The sequence below is a fragment of the Ochrobactrum teleogrylli genome (assembly GCF_037482325.1).
Classification (GTDB): Bacteria; Pseudomonadota; Alphaproteobacteria; order Rhizobiales; family Rhizobiaceae; genus Brucella; species Brucella teleogrylli.
In genome coordinates this window covers 150,532-173,894 of sequence record NZ_JBBHKQ010000002.1, presented here as the reverse complement: position 1 = coordinate 173,894, position 23,363 = coordinate 150,532, and the positions used below count along the sequence as shown (strand labels likewise).

Here is a 23,363-nt window from a genome sequence, read left to right as displayed (position 1 = left end):
GATCATTTCGATTTCAGGAAAATGTCGAGCCCGACCAGACGGTCGAGCAGGAAGATAGCAAACGCGGCGCAGGCGATGAAAACCACAGAAATCGCTGCGAGGTCAGGCGTGATGATGGATCGGATCGAATTGTAAATCTGCACCGGCAGGGTGACGATACGGGCGTCAACCAGAAGCAGGCTCACCAGAAATTCGTTGAGCGCCAGAATGAACATCAGCAACGATCCGCTGATTACACCCGGCACTACGACCGGGAGCGTCACAAAGAAAAATGTCGATATCGGCCCTGCGCCGCAATTTGCGGCGGCCAGTTCAAGGTCAGCATCGAGATTGGCCGCACTTGCCGTCACAGCCCAGATCATGAAAGGCAGATTGATGACGCAGGCTGCAATCCCGACTGGCCAAAGTTGACCCAGAATACCGGCATGCCCGAAGACCAGCATCAGGCCGATACCAGAACCGATCAGTGGGATCGTGAACGGCAACAGCAGATAGATCTGGATCGTCTTTTCAAAGCGCACCGCATATTTCGCCAGTGCGATACCGGCCAGCGTTCCGACAGGAATAGCGACGATGGTACAGATGAAGGACACGTAGAGGGAACGCAGGAATGCATCCCACAAATCGCTTGTCCCGACGATCTTCTGATACCATTTCAAGGAAAACCCTTCGGGCGGGAAGGTGATCATATTGCCCGACGTGAAGGACGCTCCAAGAACCACGATTGTTGGTGCAGAGAGAAGCACCAGCACCGCAATTACAAAGGTCCAGATAACGACAGACTTGGACAATGGAGCGGTCATTTGCGCGCCCTCCCCATGGCGAGCGTTCCCGCACCGAACAGGGTAAAGACGATCCCGACAAGAATGGAACCGACACCGACCAGAAGCAGCGCCAAAGTCGCGCCCAGCCCCTGATCGGATGTGCGGAAGAACTGGTCATAAATGGCGTTGGCGATAAAGTCCTGAGAGCCGCCACCAAGGATTGCCGGAATGGCAAAATCGGTCAGCGAAAGCGTCATCACCACCAGCCCCGCGCCAATCAGGCCGGGACGCGCCATGGGCAGAACAACATGCGCAAATGTCCGCATCCAGTTCGCACCAAGCGAACTTGCCGCCGCTTCCATTTCTTCTGGTATGGCGGTTAGTGCTGGAGCCAGCATCAGAACCGCGAATGGCAGCATATATTGCACCAGTCCGAACAGAACTGCCGGATAGTTATAAAGCAGGCGCAAGGGTGGGATACCGACGAGACCGAGCGCCTCGTTCACCATGCCCTGATTGCCCAGAATGATGAGCCAGCCATAAGCGCGGACCACCTGCCCGATGAAGAATGGCAGGAAAAGCGCTATCAGCAGGAATTTACGCAAGGCCGCCGAAGGCGTTCTGACCATCAGATAGGCATAGGGAAACGCCAGAATGAGCGTGAAAAGCGTAACGACGAGCGATCCGAGAAGGCTGCGCCAGGCAACTGTCGCAAAGAGGGATTCCGTCAGGGCGCGCTTGTAGTTGGCGAGCGTGTAATAGTCCGACATCAGGAAGGTTGACGTGTCGAGTGTACGCAGGCTGGTGTCTGCTATCTGGATCAGACCGAGCACCAGCAAGCCCACCAACACGATGGCCGGAAACAGCATCAGATAGGGCACAGCACGGTTAAACCGCGCGGGCCATAGAAAGGCTGCGATTGCTTCCAGCGCATCCATGATACGCCAAACCACCGGATAGGCAGAGCGTGCCGCTCGCATGTTTCAATTCCTGAATATTTGCCTTGAGATATCGGGCATAGGGATCGCCCTCATCGGGCGATCCTTGTTGTCTATCGAGCTGGATCAGCCCTGCATGATCGCTTTGAACTTGGAGAACCACTCGCTCTCGTTCTCAACCTGTACCTTGGCCGAGATGCGGATGAGATGCTTGAAATCCTCGTCCTTGGTCGGATAGGCCGGATCATTCACCAGATCGGCGGGCGGCGTCAGACCCGGCACCACGCCCGGCAGGCCGAGGCCGTCGAGCCAGACCTGCTGCGCATCCTTGGTGAGAGCGAAGTTGATATATTCCTTGGCCCAGTAGAGCTCGTTTTCCGGCAGACCCTTTGGAATCCACAAACCATCGGTGTCGAACTTTGCGCCTTCTTCAGGCACGGTCCAGTCGATCTTGACGCCGTTCTTCTGGGCTTCGCGCGCATTGGTGGAAATGGTGCAGGCGAGATCGATTTCACCCTTCTGGAACCAGGTGGTGAAATCCGGGTCTTCACCGAGAAGTGGCTGCTGCTGCTTCACCTTGGCGATGAAATCCCATGCTGCCTGCATATTGCCCGGAATGTCTTCCAGCTTGCCGCCACCGGCAACCTGTGCCGGGAAGTGGAAACCAATGCCGTCATTGTAAAGCGCGATGCGTCCCTTGAACTTCGGATCAAGCAGAGCATGCCACGACTTCGGCGGGCCATCCGGGAATGCTTCCGGGCGATAAGCCAGCACATAGACATAGCCATAGGTATTGACTATCGGATAGCCGTCGAGACCGACCGGCTTGGCAAGATCGGTGGTGTTCTTGAGATTGGACAGGTCCGACAGGTCTTCCGTCACGCCACGCAATGCCGATTTGGTGGCATTGGTCGTCGTATCCCAATTGACATGGATCGGTGGAATACGCTTCTGCGCCACCGCAGCCCAAAGCTTCGGCTGAATTTCATTGTCTTCCGTCAGATCGTGGCGGATTGAAATGCCGGTCTTAGCCGTAAATGGATCGGAAACGCCCGCCTTCAGCGCATCAACCCAGCTGCCGCCCCAGGCGCGTACGATGAGTTCTTTCGGCTTTGCAGGCTCTTCCGCGAAAGCGCGGGAAAGGCCAAGCGAGGTGGTTCCGGCAGCAGCGGCCATAGCGCCTGCGCTTTGCAGGAAGCGGCGGCGGTCGAGTATCAAAAAAGGCTTCTTCACAGCGCTCATAATGTTCTCTCCTCTAGGGTTTTGTCTGTAATCTGGTGTTCAGTTCATGCTGCAAAAACGATGAGATCGCGTGCATTCCAGCCGAGCGTGACGGTCGCGCCTTCTTCAAACTGGCTGTGTCCGACCGGATCGTGATCGAACACGCGCATCAAGGCATCGCCCAGCGCCGGTACGCGCACTTCATACACAATGCGCTCGCCTTCAAAGATTGCGTCGGTGACAACACCTTCAAGCGTGGTATCCAGCCCGGCAGCACCTTCAGCATTTGAACCGATACGGATTTGTTCGGCGCGAATGGCACAAGAAACACCATCGCCTGCGGCAACTGGCTTTTGACCGTCACCCAATATACCAACAAGCTTCGGCCCCGCATCCACCTGCACGATACTGCCGTCCACGGACGCAGCTTTCCCGGTGATGAAATTGGTAACCCCGATGAAATTCGCGACAAAAGCGTTGGACGGGTTGCGATAGGTTTCCGACGGCCTTGCCATCTGTTGTATTTCACCGCCATCCATAACGATGATTTCATCCGACACGACCAGTGCTTCACGCTGGTCATGGGTGACGTTAATCGTGGTGACACCCAGTTCGCGCTGGATGCGGCGAAATTCAAGCTGCATTTCTTCACGAAGCTTGCGGTCAAGCGCGGCCAGCGGTTCATCAAGCAGCAGAAGATCAGGCTCGAACACCAAGGCTCTGGCAATGGCGACGCGCTGTTGCTGGCCGCCGGAGAGCTCATGAACGCGTCTGTTGCCGAGCCCGCCCAAACGAACCAGATCGAGATAGCGCTCGACCCTTTCCGGGATAGTCCGGGCATCGAAACGGCGCATCTTGAGCGGAAAAGCCACATTTTCCGCTGCTGTCATGTGCGGAAACAAGGCAAGCTTCTGGAACACCATGCCGATCGAACGCTTATGCGACGGAACCGCACTGACAGCCTGGCCATTGATGAAAATTTCGCCGACACTTGGGCGTTGAAAACCAGCGATCAGCCGAAGCAGGGTTGTTTTGCCCGAACCGGATGGCCCGAGAATGGTCAGGAAACGTCCCTGATCGAGATCGAATGAAGCCGACCGAACGGCATGGAAGCCGTTATAGATCATGCTGACATTCTTGGCCGAGACGGCAGCCGGTCCGATCTTGGCATTGGGGCCAGTTCCGTTTCCGGTGGATTCCATTGATGTTTCCCGTTTCATTCAGAAGCGTTTGAAAACGCCGGTCGTAAGTGTCTCAAGTCAGTTTCGGGGAGCCGAAACGTTAGATCGATGCCAGATAGCCGCCGTCGATGGGGATAACCTGACCCGTTATATAAGCGGATGCGGTGCTCGCCAGAAACACCACCGCGCCTGCAACATCATCCATGCGACCGAACCGCCCCTGGGGGATTTTATCCAGCATGGACTTTTGCCATTCTTCATTTTCATAGAAAACGTCCGTCATCGACGTGCGGAAATAGCCGGGCGCGATACCATTGACGCGAATGCCATGCGGCGCCCATTCCGTTGCAAGCGCGTGCGTCATCCCCATGAGGCCAGACTTCGACGAGCCATAAGGTGCCGCTGTCGGTACGCCAACATAGGAGGTGAGCGAACAAAGATTGATGATTGCGCCGCCGCTTTTGGTATCCGTCATGTGACGCGCCGCGGCCTGAGCGCAAAAGAATGCGCCCTTCAGATTGGTCGAGACAATGCGGTCCCACAGCGCTTCGTCAACATCGAGCGAAGGCCGTATTTCTTCATAACCGGCATTATTGACGAGAATATCGAGACCGCCCAGTTTGGCGGCGGCTTGTGCAGTCACGTCTGCGCAGGCCTCAACGGCCCGCACATCAAGGGAAAGCGGCATGCAGGCGCGCCCAAGAGCGGCGATGCGAGAGGCCGTTTCGGTCAGATCGTCGGACTTGCGCGCTGTTATGGCAACGTCGGCCCCTGCCGATGCCAGAGCCTCGGCAATAGCCTGTCCCAGCCCCCGGCTCGCGCCAGTGACCAGCGCCTTACGCCCGCTAAGGTCGAAAAGCGATAAAACCTGCATCATGTTCCCCTATGGACCCTGCCTGAACAAAACATCGCCAGAACTTCTAACCATTCTGCGGGTAATGTTTAGCAATTTTTTATGGTCTCCCCGACATAAAGGCATCTTTTTCGGAACTTGTCTATACATATATATACAAAATAGGAGTTTAGTCTTAGAACGTTCTTTAGCAAGGCGCGCCGCATCCAAGAGCGCGCCATGAGAGGAGAACGTGAAATGACCGATGATCAAACAGCGCTCAACAGTCTGATTCGTCCAGAGATACGCGCCCTTAGCCCTTATAATGCCGGGCTGACCATCGCCGAAGTCGAACATCGCTATCATCCGGCCAAGATCGCAAAGCTCGGTTCAAACGAGAACCCTTTGGGTCCTTCTCCGAAAATAGAAGAACTCTTCGTCTCCGTGCACGACCTGCTGAGGCTTTATCCTGACCCGACCGGTCGCGCTCTGGCGCTCGAAATAGCGCAGGAATTTCAGTTGCCGGAGGATCAGGTTATCTTGGGCAACGGATCGGAAGACCTGATCGGGGTCATCTGCCGATCTGTGCTTCGCCCCGGCGATCGCGTCGTTACGCTTTATCCGTCCTTCCCTTTGCATGAAGACTATTCGACGCTTATGGGAGCTGTGGTCGAGCGGGTTGAGGTAAAACAATCGCTGGAGGTCGATGTCGATGCTCTGGTGGAGGCCGTTGCAAAAGGACCGCAGCTTGTCATGTTCGCAAATCCGCTCAATCCAGTCGGAAGCTGGCTTGATCCGGAAGCGCTACAGCGGGTTATAAAAGCGACATCTCCGAACACCTTGCTCGTGCTCGACGAAGCCTATGCCGAATATGCGGCGGGGGATGATTATCCATCAGCCATAGACCTGTTACACGGCACCGACCTTAACTGGATCGTGCTTCGAACATTCTCCAAAGCCTATGGGCTGGCAGGCGCACGTCTTGGCTTCGGCCTCACAAGCGACAGCACCTTGCGCGGTTATCTTGACCGCGCCCGCACGCCCTTCAACGCCAATGCGATTGCACAGGCGACTGGATTGATCGCCCGGCGTGACAGCGAACATCTTGCGGCAGGTGTAGCTCTTGCTTTGCGTGAGCGGGCCCGTGTGGCTGATTTCCTCGGCACGCGGCAAATCCGGTTCGCTCCGTCAAAAGGCAATTTCCTGTTCATAGACGTCAAGACGGATTCCGTTGCTTTTGCCGAGAAGCTTTTACGCGACGGCGTCATCGTCAAACCATGGAAACAACAGGGATACACGAATTTTATTCGCGTCAGCATCGGCAGCCCGGAAGAGAACGACCATTTCATGCGTTCGTTTGCGCAAACATACGATGGACAATGAACCGATATTTCTACTGAAAGCAAGACAGGCGACCTGATTACGTGTCGCCTGTTTTTTTAAGTGTTATGCCTTGCCGAGACGCTTGCGCAATTCCGCATTTTCCGCTCGAAGTTTTGCTGCCAATTCCTTGCGCAGCTTGAGGTTTTCCGCTTCCAGCGCCACAAGCGCTTTCAAATCGTCACCCGCAGAAGGTGTGATAGCCGCTCGGGCTGCGGACTTACCAGCAGCGTTCTTCCAGTTGTAATAGGTCTGCTCGCTGACGCCTTCATGCTGCAATACAGCTTTCAGCGTAGCTTTGCCGTTCTCGGTGGCCTTCGCAACTAATGCAAGAATGGCAGCCCGTTCCGCTGGCGCGTATCTCTTACGAACAGCCGGAGCGGTAACAGCAGCCTCCTTTGCAACTGGTTTCACGACAGCCGCTTTCGGCTCAGCCTTCTTGCGCGGCGCACGGGTGGTGGGCTTGGCGCGCACCAGCTTCGCTTTCTTCACGAAATATGGTTCGAGATTGGCGCGAACGCGATCCAGCACCGTCTCGCCTGTCAGATCGGGCACAAAAGTCTTGCCGGTGATCTGTTCGTAGGCCTGGATATAGACCTTCGAGGTCTGCTCGATGAGTTCAAGCGGAATTTCCGGGATCGGGTCGTTATAAGGATCACAACGCTCGGTGACCCAGGCGCGCACGAAATCCTTATCGAAGCTCGCCGGGCGGGTTCCCGCAGCGAAACTCTCTTCATAGCTGTCAGCAATCCAATAGCGGCTTGAATCCGGCGTATGAATTTCATCCGCGAGAATGATGCGGCCGCTGGCGTCTGTTCCAAACTCATATTTGGTATCGACAAGGATCAATCCATGTTCCGCCGCGCGCGCCTGTCCACGCTCGAAAAGCGCCAGCGCATAACGGGACACGGTTTCCCATTGTTCTGCGGTCAGCAAACCTTGTTCAAGAATTTCGTCCCCCGAAAGCGGTTCATCATGTCCGCCGTCGAAAGCCTTGCTTGTCGGCGTGATGATCGGATGCGGCAACTTTTCATTGTCCTTCAGACCATCTGGCAGTGTGACGCCATACATCTGGCGCTCGCCTTTGCGGTACTTCGTCAGGATCGACGTGCTGGTCGTACCTGCCAGATAGCCGCGCACAACGACTTCAACCGGCAGAATGTTCAACCGTGTGCCAATGACGACATTCGGGTCTGGATAAGCCAGAACGTGGTTCGGGCAGATATCAGCCGTTTCCTCGAACCAATAGGACGCGGTCTGTGTCAAAACCTGACCTTTGAAAGGGATCGATGTCAGGATGACGTCGAAGGCGCTCAGCCGGTCGGTAGAGATGATAATACGGCTGCCGTCCGGCAGATCGTAATTCTCACGAACCTTGCCGTTGTAGCGGTTCGGCAGTTCAGGGATATCGGCGCTGGGGAGAATGCGCAAAGTGCTCATTGGCAGAGGCTTCCGCTGTTGGTTCCGTCTGCCCTTTCGCTTAAACGTGCAGGTGGTTGCCCGTCAAGGATGAAGTCACCCCTATATATCCAACTCAGCACTTTGCGTTTGGATGCGCTTGATCGCCCTGAATGCGCTCGCCCCAGTCCCGCATGCTGATCAAAATGGGCGCAAGAGAATGACCAAGGCCCGTTGTCAAGATCGGGCAGTAAAGCCGCAGCCATTTAAGCCGGAATGGTCAGAGGTAATATTCACCATCACCCCTATGCGGGATATGCCGCATAGGGGTGATGTCTATTCTCGCCTATTTCGCCGCCGCCTTGGCTCCAGCCTGCATATCCGAGAGATTGGCAACGATCCCCGCCGCCTCAATCTGCAGAACGTCCTTGGCGCTCTTGCGGGTTTTCTCAATGGCGATATCTGCGCTCAGGCTTCGCTCGTTGGACTGAAGACCGTCATCCGGACTGTTGTTGAAGCCATCATCGGATTTTTTGCGGGCTTTCAGACGGTTTTCTTCCGCCGTCATTTCGTTGCGGCGTTCCGTTTCATTGAGAGAAAGCTCCGCCTTTTCGCGCTGTGCTTTCAACACCGCAATGTCATCCACAAACTGCTGGAACTCAGGATTATCCTTTACCCGGGCGTCGTGAAGGTTTTGCAGCTGGGGCAAGAGTGGCGTGATATCGCCGGAACGCTTATATTTTGTCGGTTTGACTTCGCTCCAAGGCAACGCGTTGTCGAAGCTCGACTCGCCAACAGTCTTCAGATCAAAGAGCCCAGGCAGGCTGATATCCGGCGTTACGCCACGCAGCTGCGTCGTGCCTCCGTTAACGCGGAAGAACTGGGCGATAGTCAGCTTAAGCTCACCGAATTTTGGCTCTGGATTGTGCGCCACCTCGTCAAGATTGACCACGGTCTGCACCGTGCCCTTGCCGAAACTCGGTTCTCCGATAATCACGCCCCGACCATAATCCTGTATCGCCGCCGCAAAAATCTCGGACGCCGACGCCGACCCACGATTGATCAGCACGCCAAGTGGTCCCTGCCAGGCAGGCGTCGACCGATCATCACTTTCAACCTTGACCTTGCCATTGGCATTACGCTGCTGGACGACCGGACCTTTTCCAACGAAAAGACCGGTCAGATCAATTGCTTCCGACAACGAGCCGCCGCCATTGTTACGGAGATCGAACAGGATGCCATCGACATTGTCCTGCTTCAGTTCGGTAATGAGCTTGGCGACATCGCGGCTGGCGCTGCGATAATCCTTGTCGCCTTTTCTGCGCGCTTCGATATCTTCGTAGAAGGCAGGCAAGGTGATAACGCCGATCTTGCGCGTGGCATTGCCATCCTTGACCTCAAGCACCGATTTCTGCGCAGCCTGTTTTTCCAGGCTGATCTTGTCGCGAACCAGACTGATGATCTGGTGCTTCGCGTCCGGTCCTGCATTGGCAGGCAGAATATCCAGGCGCACCACCGAGCCTTTGGCGCCACGGATCAGCTGTACAACTTCATCAAGACGCTGGCCAACCACTTCCTTCATCGGTCCGGTCTCGTCTTGACCGACACCCGTAATGCGATCACCGACTGCGATTTTACCCGACACCTGAGCCGGGCCACCGGCCACAAGCTCGCGGATCGTGATGTAGTCGTCCCGTTCCTGCAAAACCGCGCCGATACCGACGAGAGAAAGCTTCATCGATATATCGAACTCAGCAGAAGCACTGGCGCCGAAATAATCCGTATGGGGGTCAACCGAGGTTGTATAGGCGGCCATGAACATCTGAAAAACATCGTCGCTTTTGTATTTGTAAATACGTTCAAGCGAATTCTGATAGCGCTTTTCCAGCGTTTCGCGGATCGAGGCATCATCCTTGCCAGCCAGCTTCAGGCGCAGCCAGTCATTCTTGACGCGTTTGCGCCAAAGGTCCCTGCTTTCCTCATCCGTTGCGGGCCAAGGTGCCTTGTCCCGCATCAGCGGATAGCTTTCCTGCTCATTGAAATCGAACTTCGTGTTCAACAGGCTGCGCGCATAGGCCATGCGGTCGGTAATGCGCTTTTCATAAACATTGAATATGGAAAACGGGATGCTCAGATTTTCCTGTTTGATCGCGTCGTCAATCTTGGTTTTGTCCGCCATAAACCCGTCAATGTCGGATTTAAGGAAGATCAGCCGGTCCGGGTCCAACGATTTGATAAACCGGTCCATAATTTTGGCCGACAGAGCATCGTTGAGTGGCACTGGCTTATAATGAAAACGCGACAAAAATTCAGAGGTCAGGCGCGCGGCCTGAACCTGCTGCGGCAGCGGCTTGAGGTCCGGCGGTGTACCAGCCTCGAAAGCAAGTGCAGGTGAAACGGTTGCCAGAAGGAGGCAAAGAGAAGCAAATTTTAGGCGTTTCAAGTGTTGCCCCGTTGTTCAGCGCGAAATGTACGTACCGATCTATGTGGAGCAATTATGGTTTTTTGGCAACCGCGCTTCCCTCAATGGCGGGGTGCGGCCAAGGTCTTTCACGCCAATCAGTAACGAATGTACATATTTCTGTGAGGCAAATCCCCGTCCGGCGACTATGCTTTCGCTACGCGCATTTGGGGAAGCCCCGGTAAAGCAGGTCAAATTGGGTTCAACACTTATCTTGATACGTACGGCTCACTGTCCGACCGCCTGATCATCGACGGCGGCGAGGCATCTGGTTCCACTCGGTTGGAGGTGACGAATGCGGGCAGGCAAGGCGCCATCACCACTGGAAGTGGTAATCTTATTGTCGATACAGCCAATGACGGAACGAAGGGAGACCGGCGCGATCCATCTCGCGGGTCCAGCCGTGGCTGGCCCTTACGAATACTCGCTTTATCGCGGCAGTATTGACGCTTCCGCTCAAGAGAACTGGTATCTCCGATCCGAGCTTACGCGCGTACCCCCCACACCACCAACTCCTCCCCACCAACACCGCCTGTTTCACCCATCCAACCAATCCCGAACCCAACACCTGATTACGGACCAGAAGTGTTCCTTTATGCTCCAATACTTTCGATGGGAGCCATTTATGGCAGGCAGTTGATCGGCTCATTCCCTGAGCGTGTCGGCGAAGAAGAGTAACTCAAAGACCGCAAACCTGGTACCACATGACAACCAGCTCAAACCGGGCGACGGAATTTGGCTTCCCTGATCAAGATGTCAAAGGCTTCGGTATGGCAATCCCAGCTACAGCACGACCTTTGATGCCGACAATTATGCCTGGAATGGAAAGCTCGGCGTGCGCGTGAACTGGTAGGCGACAGTGTTGGCCATAGCTGAACCGGCTTAGCTGTGCAGCATTTCCGATGGAGCAGGCGCCCCAAGCTGGGCACCTTTCCATATTGCAGACGCACCGGGATCGGAGAACAGCAGGCGCAAATGCCCGATGAGCTGCCCGGCGCGCGGGTCCGCCACGCGATAGACGACCGCGCGCGCTTCGCGCCTCCCTTCGATAATACCAGCCTCGCGCAACTCCCCAAGCTGCTGTGACAGGGTCGGCTGGTGAACATCCAGCACGTCTTCCAATTCGCTTACCGAGCGCTCGCCTTCCAGCAAGACGCACAGGATCGAAAGCCGCACGGGATTGGATATGGCTTTCAGAAAATCAGACGCTGCGCCGACCGCCCGACATTTCACCTTGGGCACATGGGCTTTTGGAGTGGCTTTCTCGTTCATGATCGTCGCGCCCTGCCATTCAATCTCAAAAATAGAGCAAACACGGAATGGTTTTCCAAGTTCCGCCGAAGGTTTAATCAAGCCTTCCTTCGGTGCCTGCCTGAATCCCATTATATAAATTTATATAACGAATTTGCAACCGGACCCCGTTTTCATGGCATTCAAGATCGGCTTTCATCCCAATAATCTGCATCTGACGCTCGCGTCTCGCTGGCCGGGGGCTTTCGCCGATTTCAAGCCGGAATTCGTGCCTTATCCGGAAGGCCGCGACACCGCCCAGCAGCTTATTGCCGGCAATATCGACATTGGTGGCACGGGGTCCACGCCGCCCATTCTTGCAGCGGAGAGCGGACTGCCGGTGACCTATGCCGCAGCATCTGCACCACGGCCTGCAAATGGGGCCATACTGGTTGCCAAGGATACTGATATCCAGACCGTCGCCGACCTGAAAGGGCGCGATATTGCGCTCGTCGATGGCTCGTTTCACACGTATTTTCTGGCAAAAAGTCTGGAGCAAGTCGGGCTTCGTCTTGATGACGTGAAACGCCATGATCTTCTGGCGAGCCCTTCGCGTGAACTTCTCCGCACAGGCAAAGTGGCGGCGTGGATTGCCATGGCGCCACATCTCGAACAGGCGCTCGCCAGTGGCGAATTCTATGTCTTGCTGCATTGCGGCACCACAATTCCCAATCGGTCGGTGTTCTGGACGATCGGACAGCGCAATCTGCCGGACGATGTGATCGATGCGTTTGCGGTGGAACTCGCCCGGATCGGTCGTGAGATTATCGCGCATCCTGAACAGGCCGCAGCCCTTCTCGCCAAGGACGCCGACGACAATGAGCGGCGCGCCTGGACGCGGGTGATCCAGGAACGCAACTGGCACATCGTGCCAGCTGACGACACGCTTTTGCGCGAACAGCAGGCGGAGGCAGACATACTGCTTCGCCATGCTGCGATCAGCCGCAGACTAGAAATTATAGCAGAGCATAACGAGGCAGAAACAGCATGAATGTCCTTTGGTACATGTGCGCGCCAGACGGCGCTTATCCCTGGAAACCCGAGGGCTCACGCGTCGTCGATTACGGCTACTACAAGCAGCTTGCACAGGCCTATGACCATCTGGGTTATACCGGCGCGCTTTTTGCCACCGGCGCTCATGATGTGTGGCCGCTGGCTGGAGCCCTTCTGCCCTTTACGGAGCGCATGAAGTTTCTGCTGGCCTTCCATCCGGGTCTGGTAGCGCCAACGCTGCTTGCCAAGATGGCAGCGACATTTCAGGAGTTTTCCAATGGCAGGCTGATGCTGAATGTCGTTTCCGGCGATGCCAAGATGCTTGGCGCTTATGGCATGATGTTGCCGCATGACGAACGCTATCTGATGGCCGACGAGTATCTGACGCTGTGGCATCGTCTTATGGCAGGTGAAAGCGTCACCCATAACGGCAAATATTTCCAGACCGAAGGCGCAAAACTGGCCCTTCCTGCCGGTTCGTCGATTGCCCCACCGCCACTATGGTTTGGCGGATCTTCGGACAGCGCAATCGAAGTCGCGGCAAAGCATGTCGATACCTATCTTTCGTGGGGAGAAACGCCCGAACAGATGGGCGATAAGGTCAAGCAAGTCAAAGCGCGCGCCGCAGCGCATGGGCGCGAACTGAAATACGGTATCCGTCTTTATGTAATCGTGCGCTCGACTGACGCAAAGGCGTGGGAAGCAGCAGCCGACCTTTACGACCAGATGGATGAAGCGGCCATGGCGGGCAACAAGCGCTTCGTTTCCAACACGGACTCTGTCGGCCAGCAGCGCATGACGGCAATGCATGGCGGCGTGAAACCCGACAATCTGCGCGACCTTGAAATCTCACCCAATCTCTGGGCGGGTATCGGTCTCGTCCGCCCCGGCCCCGGCACCGCAATCGTCGGCTCGCCCGACACGGTTATTCGCACACTTGAAGCTTATCAGGCCGTGGGCGTCGATACGTTTATCCTGTCGGGCATGCCGCTGCTGGAGGAAGCCTATCGTTTCGGCGAAATGGTATTGCCGCGCCTTCCTGTCGAGCGGCCCGTCGCTGAGCGCAAGCAGTTTACGTGGTCAACCCTGTTCGACCGGGATCTGACCGGAAAGGCCAGCAATGGCTGATACGAGCGCTCTGGAGAAAACGGCGACCGTCGGTTCTCCTTCGGTCGGCAATGCCAAAGCAAGTCCGCGCTTCCCGCAATGGATGCGCAGGCTTATATCGCCCATCGCCATCCTGATCTTGTGGCAACTGGCGAGCATGACGGGGCTTTTATCGGCCCGCACGCTGGCGTCGCCTGTAGACATCGCGGCAACCGGCCTGCGGCTGCTGGCTTCGGGTGAACTTGCGACAGGTTTGGCCGTGTCGTTCCTCCGCGTCATTGCAGGCTTCTCCATCGCGCTTGTCGTAGGCGTCGCACTGGCACTTTGCGCCGGGCTTTCCAAGCTCGGTGAAACCATCATCGATCCGCCGGTACAGATGCTGAAGGCAATGCCTTTTCTGGGGCTTCTTCCGCTCTTCATCCTTTGGTACGGTATAGGTGAAGCACCAAAGATCGGCATGGTTGCCTTTGGCTCCGTCTTCCCGATCTATCTGACACTGCATGGCGGCATTCGCGGCGTTGATCGCAAGCTGATCGAAGCCGGACGCACCCTCAATCTCAGCACGCTCGAAATCATTCGGCATGTCGTGATCCCCGGCGCTCTGCCTTCGTTGCTCGTCGGCGTACGCTATGGATTGAGCATCGCATGGCTTAGCCTCGTGGTGGCAGAACAGATCAATGCCTCCAGTGGCATAGGTTATATCATCACTTATGCACGCGATTTCCTGCAAACCGACGTCATCGTGGTCTGCCTGCTCGTCTACGCGCTCATGGGGCTGCTCACTGACGGGCTGGTTCGCGCAATCGAGGCCTATGCCCTGCGCTGGCGCCCTGCGGTGATATCATGAGCGACATCGTAAAAATTCGTGGCTTGTCGCGGTCCTTCGGCGGACCGGCAATTCTTGATGGTATCGACCTGAGCATCGCGCCAGGGGAATTCGTAGCCCTGCTTGGCAGAAGCGGCTCAGGAAAATCCACGCTTTTGCGCGTGCTTGCGGGGCTCGACGAAGCTCCCGCAAGCGTGCTGGAAATTCCCCAACGCCGTGCCGTCGTGTTTCAGGAGCCTCGGCTGATGCCGTGGAAAAGTGTGATCGACAATGTTGCGCTCGGTGTGCCGAACGCCTGCAACAGCGGCAAGGCCGCGCAAGCGCTGGCCGATGTCGGTCTGTCGCACAGGATCAATGCATGGCCTCTGACATTATCTGGTGGTGAAGCACAGCGGGCGGCCTTGGCGCGGGCGCTGGTGCGAAAACCGCAACTGCTTTTGCTGGACGAGCCATTTGCAGCACTTGATGCGCTGACGCGTCTTCGCATGCACGACCTGGTGTTCAACCTCTGGCGCAAGCACAAGCCAGCAACCTTGCTGGTGACGCATGATGTCTGGGAGGCTGTCGCTTTGGCCGACCGCATTCTCGTTCTGGATCAGGGACGTTTCAGTCACGATCTGCGTGTCGATATCGATCACCCTCGACAGAGAACAGATAAACGCGCTGCTGCTATCGAAACCGAATTGCTGGAAGCGCTGGGCGTCCGGCATTCCGTCCTGCACCCTTAAAAGCGGAGATATTCAATGAAAAGACTTCAAATTCTGGCCGCCCTTACCGGTGCGGCAATGACACTTGCGAGCACAGCGGCGTTCGCCGCCGATCAGGTTGTGCGCATTGGCTGGCTTCGCGGCCCTAACGACATAACACTGGCCAAATCACGCGGCACACTGGAACAAGCCCTCGCGGAAAAAGGTATCAAGGTGGAATGGGCTGGCCCATTTCCGGCTGCGGCCCCAGCCTTTGAAGCACTGAACGCGGGCAGCATCGATATTACAGCAGGCAGTTCGACATCGGCCATTGCTGCGCTGGCGGCAAATATTCCGCTGACGATCTTTGGCTATCAGAAAATGTCGCCGGGATCGGAAGGAATTGTTGCCAAGAAAGATGCTGGCATCACGTCGATCAAGGATTTGGCAGGCAAGAAGGTTGCTGTCAACCGCGGCGGTACGGGCGAATATCTGCTGATGCAAGGGCTGGAGACAAACGGTATCGATCCGAAAAGCGTCGAGCGCGTCTATCTTAGCCCAAGCGACAGCGGCCCCAGCTTTGTGCAAGGCCATGTCGACGCCTGGGCGACATGGGATCCTTTCGTGGCAATCGCCGAAAAATCCTATGGCGGTCAGGTAATTGCGGATGGCGCTGCCATTGGTTCCGACAATGCGGTCGTTCTGATTTCAAGCCGAGAATTTGCCGAAAAGAAAGCCGACGAGCTTCAGGCGATTTTCGATGTTCTGAAGAAAGACAATGCCTGGGCCGTGGCGAACAAGGCGGACGCTGGCGCCATCTGGGCCAAAGAAATGAATATACCCGCTGAACTGGGGCAAGTGATCGGTGAGAACAATGCCGTTCCGACGACCGCCGTTACCGCAGCAGATGTCGAGCAGATTGGGAAAATTGCCGATTGGTATGCCAAGAGCGGTATCATTCCCCAAAAGCCCGATATCAAGGCAGCCGTTGTCGAACTGAAATAGTCAACACCATTCCGCCTGCATCGGTTTTTCAAAACGGATGCAGGCGATGCTTTGGTTTTGCCAAATGATGCGCTTGACGGTAGAAGCTCTTCAAAGCCAGCCGGAGCATCCCTTGAAAACCATCGCAGTTGATTTTGAAACGGCCAATGAACAGCGCGGAAGCGCCTGTTCAGTTGGATTGGCATGGATTGAGGATGGCCGCGTTGTGCGCGTTGAAGAGCGCCTTATCCGACCGAAGGATATGCGGTTTTCCTCATTCAACATCGCCATTCATGGCATTCGCCCCGAGCATGTCGAAGATGCCGGAGAGTTTCCCGAAGTCATGGATGAGTTCGCAGATGAATTCGCGGGCGCGACGATGATCGCCCACAATGCTGCTTTCGATTTCAGCGTCTGGCGCGCATGCCTCGACCAATATCGGCAAAGCTACCCGGAGTTTCAGTATCTGTGTTCGGTAAAAATGGCGCAGAAGGTCTGGCCGGACCTCGGCTCCCACAAGTTAAATGTTTTGGCTTCGCATCTCGGTCTCACCTTCGCACACCATAATGCGGCGGAAGACGCGGCCATCTGCGCCGAAGCCACAATCTCCATTGCACGTTCGCTCGGTGCACAAGCCTTGCACGAGGTTCCGGCCATGATCGGCATGAAGCCTGGTCGCTTGTTCGCCGGTGGCTACGAGCCCTGCACTTGCCGAAAACGCTGAGTGCGCGCTACTTTAACGGCTTTTGTTAAAGTAGCGCCCGAAGCATCACTGGATGAGGCGACCGCCGTCTATGACGAGATCGGCTCCATGGATCATGCGTGCATCGCTTGAGCCAAGAAACGCAATCGCCGCCGCTACGTCGCACGGTTCGACGATGCGGCCGGACGGATTCATTTTCGAGAAGGCTTCACGCGCCGCATCTTCCGTCCCGAACTGGCTCGCTGCCTTAGCGGCTACAAGCGGCGTCCAGACATAGCCCGGATGCACGACATTGATGCGCACATCATGACCATTGCGCGCAGCCGAAAGTGCTGCATGTTTCGTAAGCGAGCGAACCGCCCCTTTCGACACGCCGTAAGTGCCGTTATCGGCAGAGCCGGTATAGGCGGCCAGTGAACCGAGATTGACGATTGCCGCCCCTGCGCCCTGTTTCATTGCTTTCAAAGCGGCCTGTGTTCCGAGCAGAACGCCGTCCAGATTGACCTTCAGCACGCGATGAAACTCATCGAGCGGAATATCGGTGATGGGCTGTGGTACGGGCGTTATCACGCCTGCATTGTTGACCAGCAGGTGCAAAGCACCGCTTTCAGCGAGGATCGTATTGATCGCCTCGTCCCAGCTTTCCGCCGAACTGACGTCAAGCGTAAGTACCTTCGGAAGTGTCACACCCTGATAGGCTTCCGTAATCCGCCCCGCGTCATCGGCAGTCAGATCGGCCAGATAAACAATTGCGCCCTCTTCGGTCAGTCGCCGACCGATGGCCAATCCCATGGCGCCAAGTCCACCGGTTACCAAAGCCACCCTGCCATGGTAGCGCGCGAGTTCAGTCGTCTTTGACACTTGCTTCATCCTTGAGCATGAGAAATCTTTCACGGGGCGCGTGTTGTCCCCCATGTTCGCCCGCCATAACTGGCAAGTCGGTTAGGTTACGATGCGTGGCCCAGATAGATTTCCCGGATGACCGGACTGGAGGCTATTTCCTCGGCGCTGCCTGTATGCACCACGCGTCCGGTATCTATCACGCTTGCAGTATCGGCATGGCGCAGCGCCTTTTCCACCAACTGCTCCACCAGAATGATCGCTGCTCCCTCTTTGGCGAGCTGCGCGGCAACGTCGAGGATGCGATCCACTACGATAGGGGCAAGTCCGCCTGAAGGCTCATCAAGGACGAGCAGACGCGGCTCGGCAAGAATGCCCTGACCAACCGCCAGAATCTGCTGCTGACCACCAGAAAGTGAAGACGCAGGATCGTTCTTCTTGGACGCCAGTTCAGGAAAAAAATGGTAGATGCGCTCGTAATCTGGCTTTTTACCACGTTTTTTGCCAGGATAAGCCGCTACCTCAAGATTGTCCTGCACTGTCAGTGAAGAAAAAATGCGGTGGCCTTCCAACACCTGAATCAGTCCAAGCTCGACGATCTTTTCGGGGCTGGCACTGGTAATATCCTCGCCGCCAAAACGGACCCGACCGCTGCGCTTGCCGATCAAACCGGAAACCGCGTGAAGCATGGTACTTTTTCCGGCACCATTGCGACCGAGAATGGCGTGGAACTCACCGGCATGGACGTTGAGCGACGCGCCGATGACCACGGGCGCCTTGCCATAAGCCACGCTCAGATCTGTGATTTCGAGCAACGGCGTGCCGTTATGCATCATTGCCATGCTCTCAACTCCCCAAATAAACGCGGACGACTTCCGCATCGTTACGCACTTGATCAGGCGCACCTTCCGCCAGAACCGCGCCAAGATTGAGCACGGTAACGTGATGGCTCAAACGGAAGACAAAATCCGTGTGATGTTCGACAAGGAGCACGCCAATGCCCGCCTCCGCCACCGACTGGATAATCTGTCCGAGATATTCGATCTCACGACCCGTCAGCCCCCCCGCGGGCTCGTCGAGAAGCAATAGTTTTGGTCTGATCATCAAAGCACGGATGATTTCAAGGAAACGCCGCTCGGCATGTTCAAGATGTTCGCAACGCCGCCCGGCGAGATGTCCGAGACCCGACGCATCAAGCAGCGCCTGCGCGCGCTCGCGCATTTTGCGCTCTTCGCGCCTTGAGCGCGGCATATGCAGCGCGGTTTCAACGAAACCGGCCTGAACTGCGCCCCATCCACCGAGCATGACATTGTCGAGCACGCTTAAAGAGGGCAACAGCCGCGGTTTTTGAAAGGTTCGCGCGATACCGGCGAGTGCGCGGGCGCGCACGTCAAGACGGCTGATATCCTGGCCGCCAAGCACCACCCCCCCCTCATCGATCATGTAATAACCGCTGATGAGGTTGAGCATCGTGGTCTTGCCGGAACCATTTGGACCGATCAACCCGTGAATCTGGCCAGCCTGAATGGAAAGCGACACAGCGTTGACGGCTTTCAGCCCACCGAAGCTTTTGGAAACATTGCGCGCTTGCAGCATGTCCGGGCCTAGAACGCCGGTGCTCTTTCTTACTGCAGGATCTATCATGTTCATATCAGGCTTTCTCCTGCAAAAGGGCCGTCAATGCGGGCATGTTGGGCTCTTGCGCGCCGCGCTGATCATCTGATGCGCTCTTTCCGACGATGTTGCCAAGATGGTCTTTGGCCCAGACACCGAGTCCTTGCGGTATTGCGAGAACCACCGCGAGCAAAATGCCGCCATAGAAGAACGCCGTATAGCGCTGCATTGAAGCGAATACATCGGGGATCACGGCAAGCAGCAGCGTGCCGACCATTGGACCGATGATCGATCCGCGTCCGCCGATAATGATCGCCGTGAAGAACATCAACGAGACGTCGAAATTGAAGGCTTCCGGCGTGATGTGGCTTTGAGCGCGTGCGAAAAGTCCGCCTGCAACGCCCGCACAAAAGCCCGAGAAGAGGAAAACGGTGAGCTTTGTGCGGAAAATTGACACTGCAACGCTCTGCGCCGCCACTTCGCTGTCGCGGATGGAAATCATCGCACGGCCCCACATGCTGCGAGCCAAGTTCCAGGTCATAGCCGTCACGATGGTTGCTATGCTAAGTGCAAGCCAGTATTCGCCGATTGTGCGCTTGAATGGCGCTGGGAAAGCCGGAACCGCTAGGCCAACCGTGCCGCCGGTAAGACCCGAGAAACCGAGCGCCAGTTCCACCATGATGAGCGCAAAGGCAATCGTTGCGAGCGCAAAATAAAAACCCGGGAGCCGCAGCGATGGCAGGCACAAAAGGCCTGCGGCAAGCGCGGTCACGCCACCGGAAGCAATCAGCGCCGCATAGGGGTGAAGCCCCAGCTTGCCAGCGAGAATCGCGAATGCATAGCCACCGATCGACAGAAGACCGACATGGCCGATGGACATCAGGCCGACATAACCGACAAGCAGGTTCAGTCCGGCAACGATGATCCAGTAGATCAGAACCATTTCTCCGATGCGGAGCAGATAGCGATCATTGGTGAGAAAGGGGAAGGCAACGGCGAGGCCGATGCCGATGAGGGCGAAGAGAAGGCCCTGATGTGATTTTACGTTCATACCTGGCGTACCCGCTTCTTGCCGAACAATCCCGAGGGGATAAAGGTCAGGAGGATGACGAGCGTCCCGACTGCGATGGTTTGCTGGAATTCCGAGCCGAAGACATAAGCGACGCAGGTGGTGACCACGCCGAAGATGATGCCGCCCGCCAGCGCGCCGATGTTGGAACCGATCCCGCCAATCGCAAGCGCGATGAAGCCATTGAGCGTCAGTGTCAGCCCAAGCGCAAAATAGGCGTAGGTGAGTTGTCCCGTCATGAACCCCGCGAGAGCGCCGAGCGCACCAGCAATGGCATAGGAAAGCGAGCGCATGCGGATCGCAGAAATGCCACGCGCACTGACCGCAAAAGTATCGTCTGCAAGCGCGACGAAGATTTTGCCGATTGCCGTCTTGCGGTAGAACAATGCAAGCCCGCCCGCCATGAGAAATGCCGTCACAATCGGAAGCCAGTATTTCTGGTCCAAAATGCCAGCATAGTCTTGGGGAATGAGCCGAGGGAACGGTCTCGGCTCTGTTCCCCACCAAAGCGCCATGCCTTGCTGGACAATCGTTGCAACGGCAAGCGTGGACAGAATCCAGAGGTGGTCATCTCCACCATTCATGGTGCGGCGAATGGCGACAAGTTCCGTCAGCCAGCCAAAGATCAGACCAACGACGATAACGAGCGGCAGCGAGGCCCAGATCGGCCAGCCAAGATTGCCGAGCGTCCATGCGCCGACAATGCCGCCGACCATGGCGAACTGTCCGGCGCCCATGCTGAGCACCTTGGAGGTCGAGTACATCACGTTGTAACTTAGGGCCACCGTGGCGTAGAGGCACCCCAGGGCTAGCCCCGAGATCAGAACGAGAAACATGGTTTAGTCCTCTTGGTGACGGGCTCCACGCACCGCGCGAGAGTCCGCCGACAATCGATCAGGCCAGCGTGAAGCCGCCGTTTTGGAACGACGAAATCGTGAAGAGCGCGTATTCGTCCATCGACAGCCCTTCCCGGCTGCTCGGACTGAAACCGACGTTGCCGAACAGTGTTTCCGTCGTTCCCATGGTTTCGAGAGCTGCGATTACAGCATCGGTCTCAACGCTACCGGCTTTCTCTACGGCAGCAGCCCAAAGCTTGGTCGACGCATAGCCAAGAAGTATCCAGGTTATGCCGTTCTTGAGCTGTGGCCCGACAATCGAAGCCTGCTTGGCCAGCAGAGCTTCAATGCCAGCGGCAAACTTGCCATTGCCATCCACTGCAAGATGACGGAAGCCCACTCCGACCGCGCCGTCGAGATATTCTTTCTTCACGAGATCCGTGATCTGGGCGTTCAGCGCAATCGGTGCGCAGATGGCAGGAATATCCCACTTCTGCTCACCACGCGCCGTCAACACGCGCGCCATGAAGGATGATGCAGCCGACCAGACCAGAAGCACATCCGCGCCGCTATTGCGCGCCTTGATGATATCGTCGCCCAGATCCACCTTGTTGGCGTCCAGCGTGCCGACATAGACCGGCTCGGTGTTGCGCGCCTTCATCTTTTCAAGCGCAAGATCGCGGCAGAGAACGCCATAAGACAGATTATCTACGAAGAGCGCGATCTTCTGCTTCTTGTAGTGATCGAGAGCGAAGGTGATACCGGCTTCAATTTGCTGCCCCGCCGACCCGCCAACGCGGAAAATCGTCGGATAGGCTTCCGGGTCGATCACGTGATCGATCAGGGCCGTCGGCATATTGATCGTGTTGGCTTCGGCGATGAAGTCGCGGATCGGCATCGCTTCCCCGGAGGTGTTGGGCCCGAAGAGCACATTTACCTTTTCCGAGAACAGAAGTTCCTGCACGAAATTCACAGCCTTGCCGGGATCGGCAACCGTATCGCGAGCGACCAACTCCAGCGGGCGGCCAAGCACACCGCCCTTGGCATTCAGTTCTGCGATGGCCGCCTTGTGGCCGGCATCCTGCGCCAATGCGCCCGTGGAATAGGGGCCGGAAAGCGCGGCAAACCAGCCGATTTTTACCGGATCGCCCGAAGCTGCGCGAACAGCAGACTGGAAACCAGGCAACAGCCCAGCGGCCATGAACCCGGCGCTATACAGCAGCAGGTTGCGTCGATTGATCTGCATCATTATCTCCCATAAAAACTCTCGGCGGGTTTGGGATATTGAACCTTCAACTTCAACCCATTTTCGATTAGAGTTCACCTGTCGAACGCAATTTTCCGCGCCGCCGAGCGTTAGTGCCCATGGAACCGACCAACAAAAGAAACTTTGCCCCCGTTCGCGCTTTGGAGCGCGGTCTGGCCCTGCTTCAAGACCTCTCCCTCTATAAGGGCGCGCATCCGCAGCAGATTGCGCGACGGCTGGAATTGCCACGCCCAACTGTGGTGCGGCTTCTGGAAACGCTGGAAGGCTTGGGTTTTGTCGAGCGCAGTCCCTCGGATGGCAGCTGGTATCCGACACTCTACGTGCGGTCGCTTTCTGACGGCTATAATGACGAAGCATGGGTACGCGAATGCGCGGCACCAGAGATCGAACGGCTCGGCAAGCAAATTCTTTGGCCCGTCGATCTGCATACATTGCAAAACGACATGATGCTGGTGCGGGAATCGACGCACCGCACGAGCCCCTTTTCCATTCAGCACGGGCTTGTCGGCACGCGTTTGCCCATTCTGCATACGTCGTCCGGGCGAGCCTATCTTGCCTTTTGCCCGGATGAAGAACGGGAAGCCATTTTGGACCGGCTTGCGCAAAACCCCGCCAATCAGGCGGCGCTTGCGGGCGACCGCCGCCATATCACGCAGCAGATTGCCGCCACCCGTCAGCAAGGATACGGGTTGCGCAGCGGTGAACTGATCCGCGCGACCAACAGCCTCTCCTTGCCCGTGCACGCCAAAGGCCGAGTGCAGGCGGTAGTCACGGTGGTGTGGTTCGTGTCGGCGCTTCCGGTCGCGGAAGGTGTTAGGCGTTTTCTCGAACAGGCGCGGGAATGTGCGGCGCGGATTGCTCAAAAATGCGAAGCTTTTCCCGACATGACCATGCGTTATCGACGCGAAAACTCCAACTCCACAGACTAAGTCGTTCTTCCGGGGGTACCGTTCATCTGGTGAACGCAACTCCA

The 23,363-nt window shown here is 56.6% G+C and carries 23 protein-coding genes and 1 pseudogene; 9 read left to right on the top strand and 15 right to left on the bottom strand.

Features of this window, described 5'->3' with window-relative positions:
- Nucleotides 1-2: 2 nt before the first annotated feature.
- From WIX40_RS18345 to WIX40_RS18325, 5 genes are all read right to left on the bottom strand, one after another.
- Nucleotides 3-803: an ABC transporter permease gene (locus WIX40_RS18345; protein ID WP_109366057.1), complete on the bottom strand. Its 801-nt coding sequence runs from the start codon at nucleotides 801-803 to the stop codon at nucleotides 3-5.
- Nucleotides 800-1,744, bottom strand: coding sequence for an ABC transporter permease (locus WIX40_RS18340; RefSeq protein ID WP_339441269.1), 945 nt, complete (start codon nucleotides 1,742-1,744; stop codon nucleotides 800-802). The genes WIX40_RS18345 and WIX40_RS18340 overlap by 4 nt, the downstream gene beginning before the upstream one ends.
- Nucleotides 1,745-1,828: 84 nt before the next feature.
- Nucleotides 1,829-2,944 carry an ABC transporter substrate-binding protein gene (locus tag WIX40_RS18335; protein ID WP_109366059.1) on the bottom strand — a complete coding sequence of 372 codons (1,116 nt, stop codon included), beginning with the start codon at nucleotides 2,942-2,944 and terminating at the stop codon, nucleotides 1,829-1,831.
- Nucleotides 2,945-2,988: 44 nt separating this feature from the next.
- On the bottom strand, nucleotides 2,989-4,125 hold the full coding sequence (locus WIX40_RS18330) for an ABC transporter ATP-binding protein (RefSeq protein WP_171317691.1): 1,137 nt from the start codon (nucleotides 4,123-4,125) through the stop codon (nucleotides 2,989-2,991).
- Nucleotides 4,126-4,204: 79 nt separating this feature from the next.
- Nucleotides 4,205-4,978 (bottom strand): SDR family NAD(P)-dependent oxidoreductase, encoded by a 774-nt coding sequence (locus tag WIX40_RS18325; RefSeq protein WP_283735745.1) that lies wholly within the window; start codon nucleotides 4,976-4,978, stop codon nucleotides 4,205-4,207.
- Between the two features lie 216 nt (nucleotides 4,979-5,194).
- On the opposite strand from WIX40_RS18325, the gene WIX40_RS18320 reads away from it, so the two are divergent.
- Entirely contained in the window at nucleotides 5,195-6,319 is a 1,125-nt protein-coding gene (locus tag WIX40_RS18320; protein ID WP_339441267.1) for a histidinol-phosphate transaminase, read from the top strand.
- Between the two features lie 63 nt (nucleotides 6,320-6,382).
- Here WIX40_RS18320 and WIX40_RS18315 read toward each other — a convergent pair whose 3' ends face one another.
- The 3 genes and pseudogenes from WIX40_RS18315 to WIX40_RS18305 form a co-directional block, all read right to left on the bottom strand.
- Nucleotides 6,383-6,730: a transposase gene (locus WIX40_RS18315; protein WP_339442346.1), complete on the bottom strand. Its 348-nt coding sequence runs from the start codon at nucleotides 6,728-6,730 to the stop codon at nucleotides 6,383-6,385.
- 78 nt (nucleotides 6,731-6,808) lie between these two features.
- Nucleotides 6,809-7,747: pseudogene (locus WIX40_RS18310) on the bottom strand (phosphoribosylaminoimidazolesuccinocarboxamide synthase); the annotation flags it as partial.
- Nucleotides 7,748-8,060: 313 nt separating this feature from the next.
- On the bottom strand, nucleotides 8,061-10,157 hold the full coding sequence (locus tag WIX40_RS18305) for a carboxy terminal-processing peptidase (RefSeq protein ID WP_339441265.1): 2,097 nt from the start codon (nucleotides 10,155-10,157) through the stop codon (nucleotides 8,061-8,063).
- Nucleotides 10,158-10,340: 183 nt separating this feature from the next.
- Here WIX40_RS18305 and WIX40_RS23690 point away from each other — a divergent pair, with 183 nt between their 5' ends.
- Entirely contained in the window at nucleotides 10,341-10,622 is a 282-nt protein-coding gene (locus tag WIX40_RS23690) for an autotransporter outer membrane beta-barrel domain-containing protein (protein ID WP_371834167.1), read from the top strand.
- 435 nt (nucleotides 10,623-11,057) lie between these two features.
- Here the strand turns inward: WIX40_RS23690 and WIX40_RS18300 are convergent, their stop codons facing one another.
- Nucleotides 11,058-11,447 (bottom strand): ArsR/SmtB family transcription factor, encoded by a 390-nt coding sequence (locus WIX40_RS18300; protein ID WP_109366432.1) that lies wholly within the window; start codon nucleotides 11,445-11,447, stop codon nucleotides 11,058-11,060.
- Between the two features lie 154 nt (nucleotides 11,448-11,601).
- Between WIX40_RS18300 and WIX40_RS18295 the strand changes: the two genes are divergently transcribed.
- The 6 genes from WIX40_RS18295 (at nucleotide 11,602) to WIX40_RS18270 (ending at nucleotide 16,785) form a co-directional block, all read left to right on the top strand.
- The gene (locus WIX40_RS18295; protein ID WP_339441264.1) at nucleotides 11,602-12,456 is read left to right on the top strand and encodes an ABC transporter substrate-binding protein; all 855 of its coding nucleotides are present in this window, start codon (nucleotides 11,602-11,604) and stop codon (nucleotides 12,454-12,456) included.
- Complete coding sequence (locus WIX40_RS18290; protein WP_339441263.1) at nucleotides 12,453-13,586, top strand: LLM class flavin-dependent oxidoreductase; 1,134 nt, start codon at nucleotides 12,453-12,455, stop codon at nucleotides 13,584-13,586. Before WIX40_RS18295 ends, WIX40_RS18290 begins: the two co-directional genes overlap by 4 nt.
- Complete coding sequence (locus tag WIX40_RS18285; protein ID WP_339441261.1) at nucleotides 13,579-14,412, top strand: ABC transporter permease; 834 nt, start codon at nucleotides 13,579-13,581, stop codon at nucleotides 14,410-14,412. Before WIX40_RS18290 ends, WIX40_RS18285 begins: the two co-directional genes overlap by 8 nt.
- Nucleotides 14,409-15,119, top strand: coding sequence for an ABC transporter ATP-binding protein (locus WIX40_RS18280; protein WP_339441259.1), 711 nt, complete (start codon nucleotides 14,409-14,411; stop codon nucleotides 15,117-15,119). Before WIX40_RS18285 ends, WIX40_RS18280 begins: the two co-directional genes overlap by 4 nt.
- A gap of 15 nt (nucleotides 15,120-15,134) precedes the next feature.
- On the top strand, nucleotides 15,135-16,082 hold the full coding sequence (locus WIX40_RS18275) for an aliphatic sulfonate ABC transporter substrate-binding protein (protein ID WP_339441257.1): 948 nt from the start codon (nucleotides 15,135-15,137) through the stop codon (nucleotides 16,080-16,082).
- A gap of 112 nt (nucleotides 16,083-16,194) precedes the next feature.
- On the top strand, nucleotides 16,195-16,785 hold the full coding sequence (locus tag WIX40_RS18270; RefSeq protein WP_339441256.1) for a 3'-5' exonuclease: 591 nt from the start codon (nucleotides 16,195-16,197) through the stop codon (nucleotides 16,783-16,785).
- Between the two features lie 45 nt (nucleotides 16,786-16,830).
- Here the strand turns inward: WIX40_RS18270 and WIX40_RS18265 are convergent, their stop codons facing one another.
- From WIX40_RS18265 to WIX40_RS18240, 6 genes are all read right to left on the bottom strand, one after another.
- A complete protein-coding gene (locus WIX40_RS18265; RefSeq protein ID WP_210205540.1) occupies nucleotides 16,831-17,625 on the bottom strand; it encodes an SDR family NAD(P)-dependent oxidoreductase in 795 nt (264 codons plus the stop codon).
- 86 nt (nucleotides 17,626-17,711) lie between these two features.
- The gene (locus tag WIX40_RS18260) at nucleotides 17,712-18,440 is read right to left on the bottom strand and encodes an ABC transporter ATP-binding protein (RefSeq protein WP_339441254.1); all 729 of its coding nucleotides are present in this window, start codon (nucleotides 18,438-18,440) and stop codon (nucleotides 17,712-17,714) included.
- A gap of 10 nt (nucleotides 18,441-18,450) precedes the next feature.
- Nucleotides 18,451-19,254: an ABC transporter ATP-binding protein gene (locus tag WIX40_RS18255; protein ID WP_109366076.1), complete on the bottom strand. Its 804-nt coding sequence runs from the start codon at nucleotides 19,252-19,254 to the stop codon at nucleotides 18,451-18,453.
- 1 nt (nucleotide 19,255) lies between these two features.
- Nucleotides 19,256-20,269 carry a branched-chain amino acid ABC transporter permease gene (locus WIX40_RS18250; protein ID WP_109366077.1) on the bottom strand — a complete coding sequence of 338 codons (1,014 nt, stop codon included), beginning with the start codon at nucleotides 20,267-20,269 and terminating at the stop codon, nucleotides 19,256-19,258.
- Entirely contained in the window at nucleotides 20,266-21,123 is an 858-nt protein-coding gene (locus WIX40_RS18245; RefSeq protein ID WP_339441250.1) for a branched-chain amino acid ABC transporter permease, read from the bottom strand. Before WIX40_RS18245 ends, WIX40_RS18250 begins: the two co-directional genes overlap by 4 nt.
- A gap of 58 nt (nucleotides 21,124-21,181) precedes the next feature.
- Entirely contained in the window at nucleotides 21,182-22,372 is a 1,191-nt protein-coding gene (locus WIX40_RS18240) for an ABC transporter substrate-binding protein (RefSeq protein WP_339441248.1), read from the bottom strand.
- Between the two features lie 116 nt (nucleotides 22,373-22,488).
- Here WIX40_RS18240 and WIX40_RS18235 point away from each other — a divergent pair, with 116 nt between their 5' ends.
- Complete coding sequence (locus WIX40_RS18235; protein WP_339441247.1) at nucleotides 22,489-23,319, top strand: IclR family transcriptional regulator domain-containing protein; 831 nt, start codon at nucleotides 22,489-22,491, stop codon at nucleotides 23,317-23,319.
- Nucleotides 23,320-23,363 lie beyond the last annotated feature (44 nt).

Coding starts and splice junctions, on each gene's coding strand:
- WIX40_RS18345 (WP_109366057.1), bottom strand. CDS start 803: ATGACCGCTCCATTGTCCAAGTCTGTCGTTATCTGGACCTTTGTAATT.
- WIX40_RS18340 (WP_339441269.1), bottom strand. CDS start 1,744: ATGCGAGCGGCACGCTCTGCCTATCCGGTGGTTTGGCGTATCATGGAT.
- WIX40_RS18335 (WP_109366059.1), bottom strand. CDS start 2,944: ATGAGCGCTGTGAAGAAGCCTTTTTTGATACTCGACCGCCGCCGCTTC.
- WIX40_RS18330 (WP_171317691.1), bottom strand. CDS start 4,125: ATGGAATCCACCGGAAACGGAACTGGCCCCAATGCCAAGATCGGACCG.
- WIX40_RS18325 (WP_283735745.1), bottom strand. CDS start 4,978: ATGCAGGTTTTATCGCTTTTCGACCTTAGCGGGCGTAAGGCGCTGGTC.
- WIX40_RS18320 (WP_339441267.1), top strand. CDS start 5,195: ATGACCGATGATCAAACAGCGCTCAACAGTCTGATTCGTCCAGAGATA.
- WIX40_RS18300 (WP_109366432.1), bottom strand. CDS start 11,447: ATGAACGAGAAAGCCACTCCAAAAGCCCATGTGCCCAAGGTGAAATGT.
- WIX40_RS18295 (WP_339441264.1), top strand. CDS start 11,602: ATGGCATTCAAGATCGGCTTTCATCCCAATAATCTGCATCTGACGCTC.
- WIX40_RS18290 (WP_339441263.1), top strand. CDS start 12,453: ATGAATGTCCTTTGGTACATGTGCGCGCCAGACGGCGCTTATCCCTGG.
- WIX40_RS18285 (WP_339441261.1), top strand. CDS start 13,579: ATGGCTGATACGAGCGCTCTGGAGAAAACGGCGACCGTCGGTTCTCCT.
- WIX40_RS18280 (WP_339441259.1), top strand. CDS start 14,409: ATGAGCGACATCGTAAAAATTCGTGGCTTGTCGCGGTCCTTCGGCGGA.
- WIX40_RS18275 (WP_339441257.1), top strand. CDS start 15,135: ATGAAAAGACTTCAAATTCTGGCCGCCCTTACCGGTGCGGCAATGACA.
- WIX40_RS18260 (WP_339441254.1), bottom strand. CDS start 18,440: ATGATGCATAACGGCACGCCGTTGCTCGAAATCACAGATCTGAGCGTG.
- WIX40_RS18255 (WP_109366076.1), bottom strand. CDS start 19,254: ATGAACATGATAGATCCTGCAGTAAGAAAGAGCACCGGCGTTCTAGGC.
- WIX40_RS18250 (WP_109366077.1), bottom strand. CDS start 20,269: ATGAACGTAAAATCACATCAGGGCCTTCTCTTCGCCCTCATCGGCATC.
- WIX40_RS18245 (WP_339441250.1), bottom strand. CDS start 21,123: ATGTTTCTCGTTCTGATCTCGGGGCTAGCCCTGGGGTGCCTCTACGCC.
- WIX40_RS18240 (WP_339441248.1), bottom strand. CDS start 22,372: ATGATGCAGATCAATCGACGCAACCTGCTGCTGTATAGCGCCGGGTTC.
- WIX40_RS18235 (WP_339441247.1), top strand. CDS start 22,489: ATGGAACCGACCAACAAAAGAAACTTTGCCCCCGTTCGCGCTTTGGAG.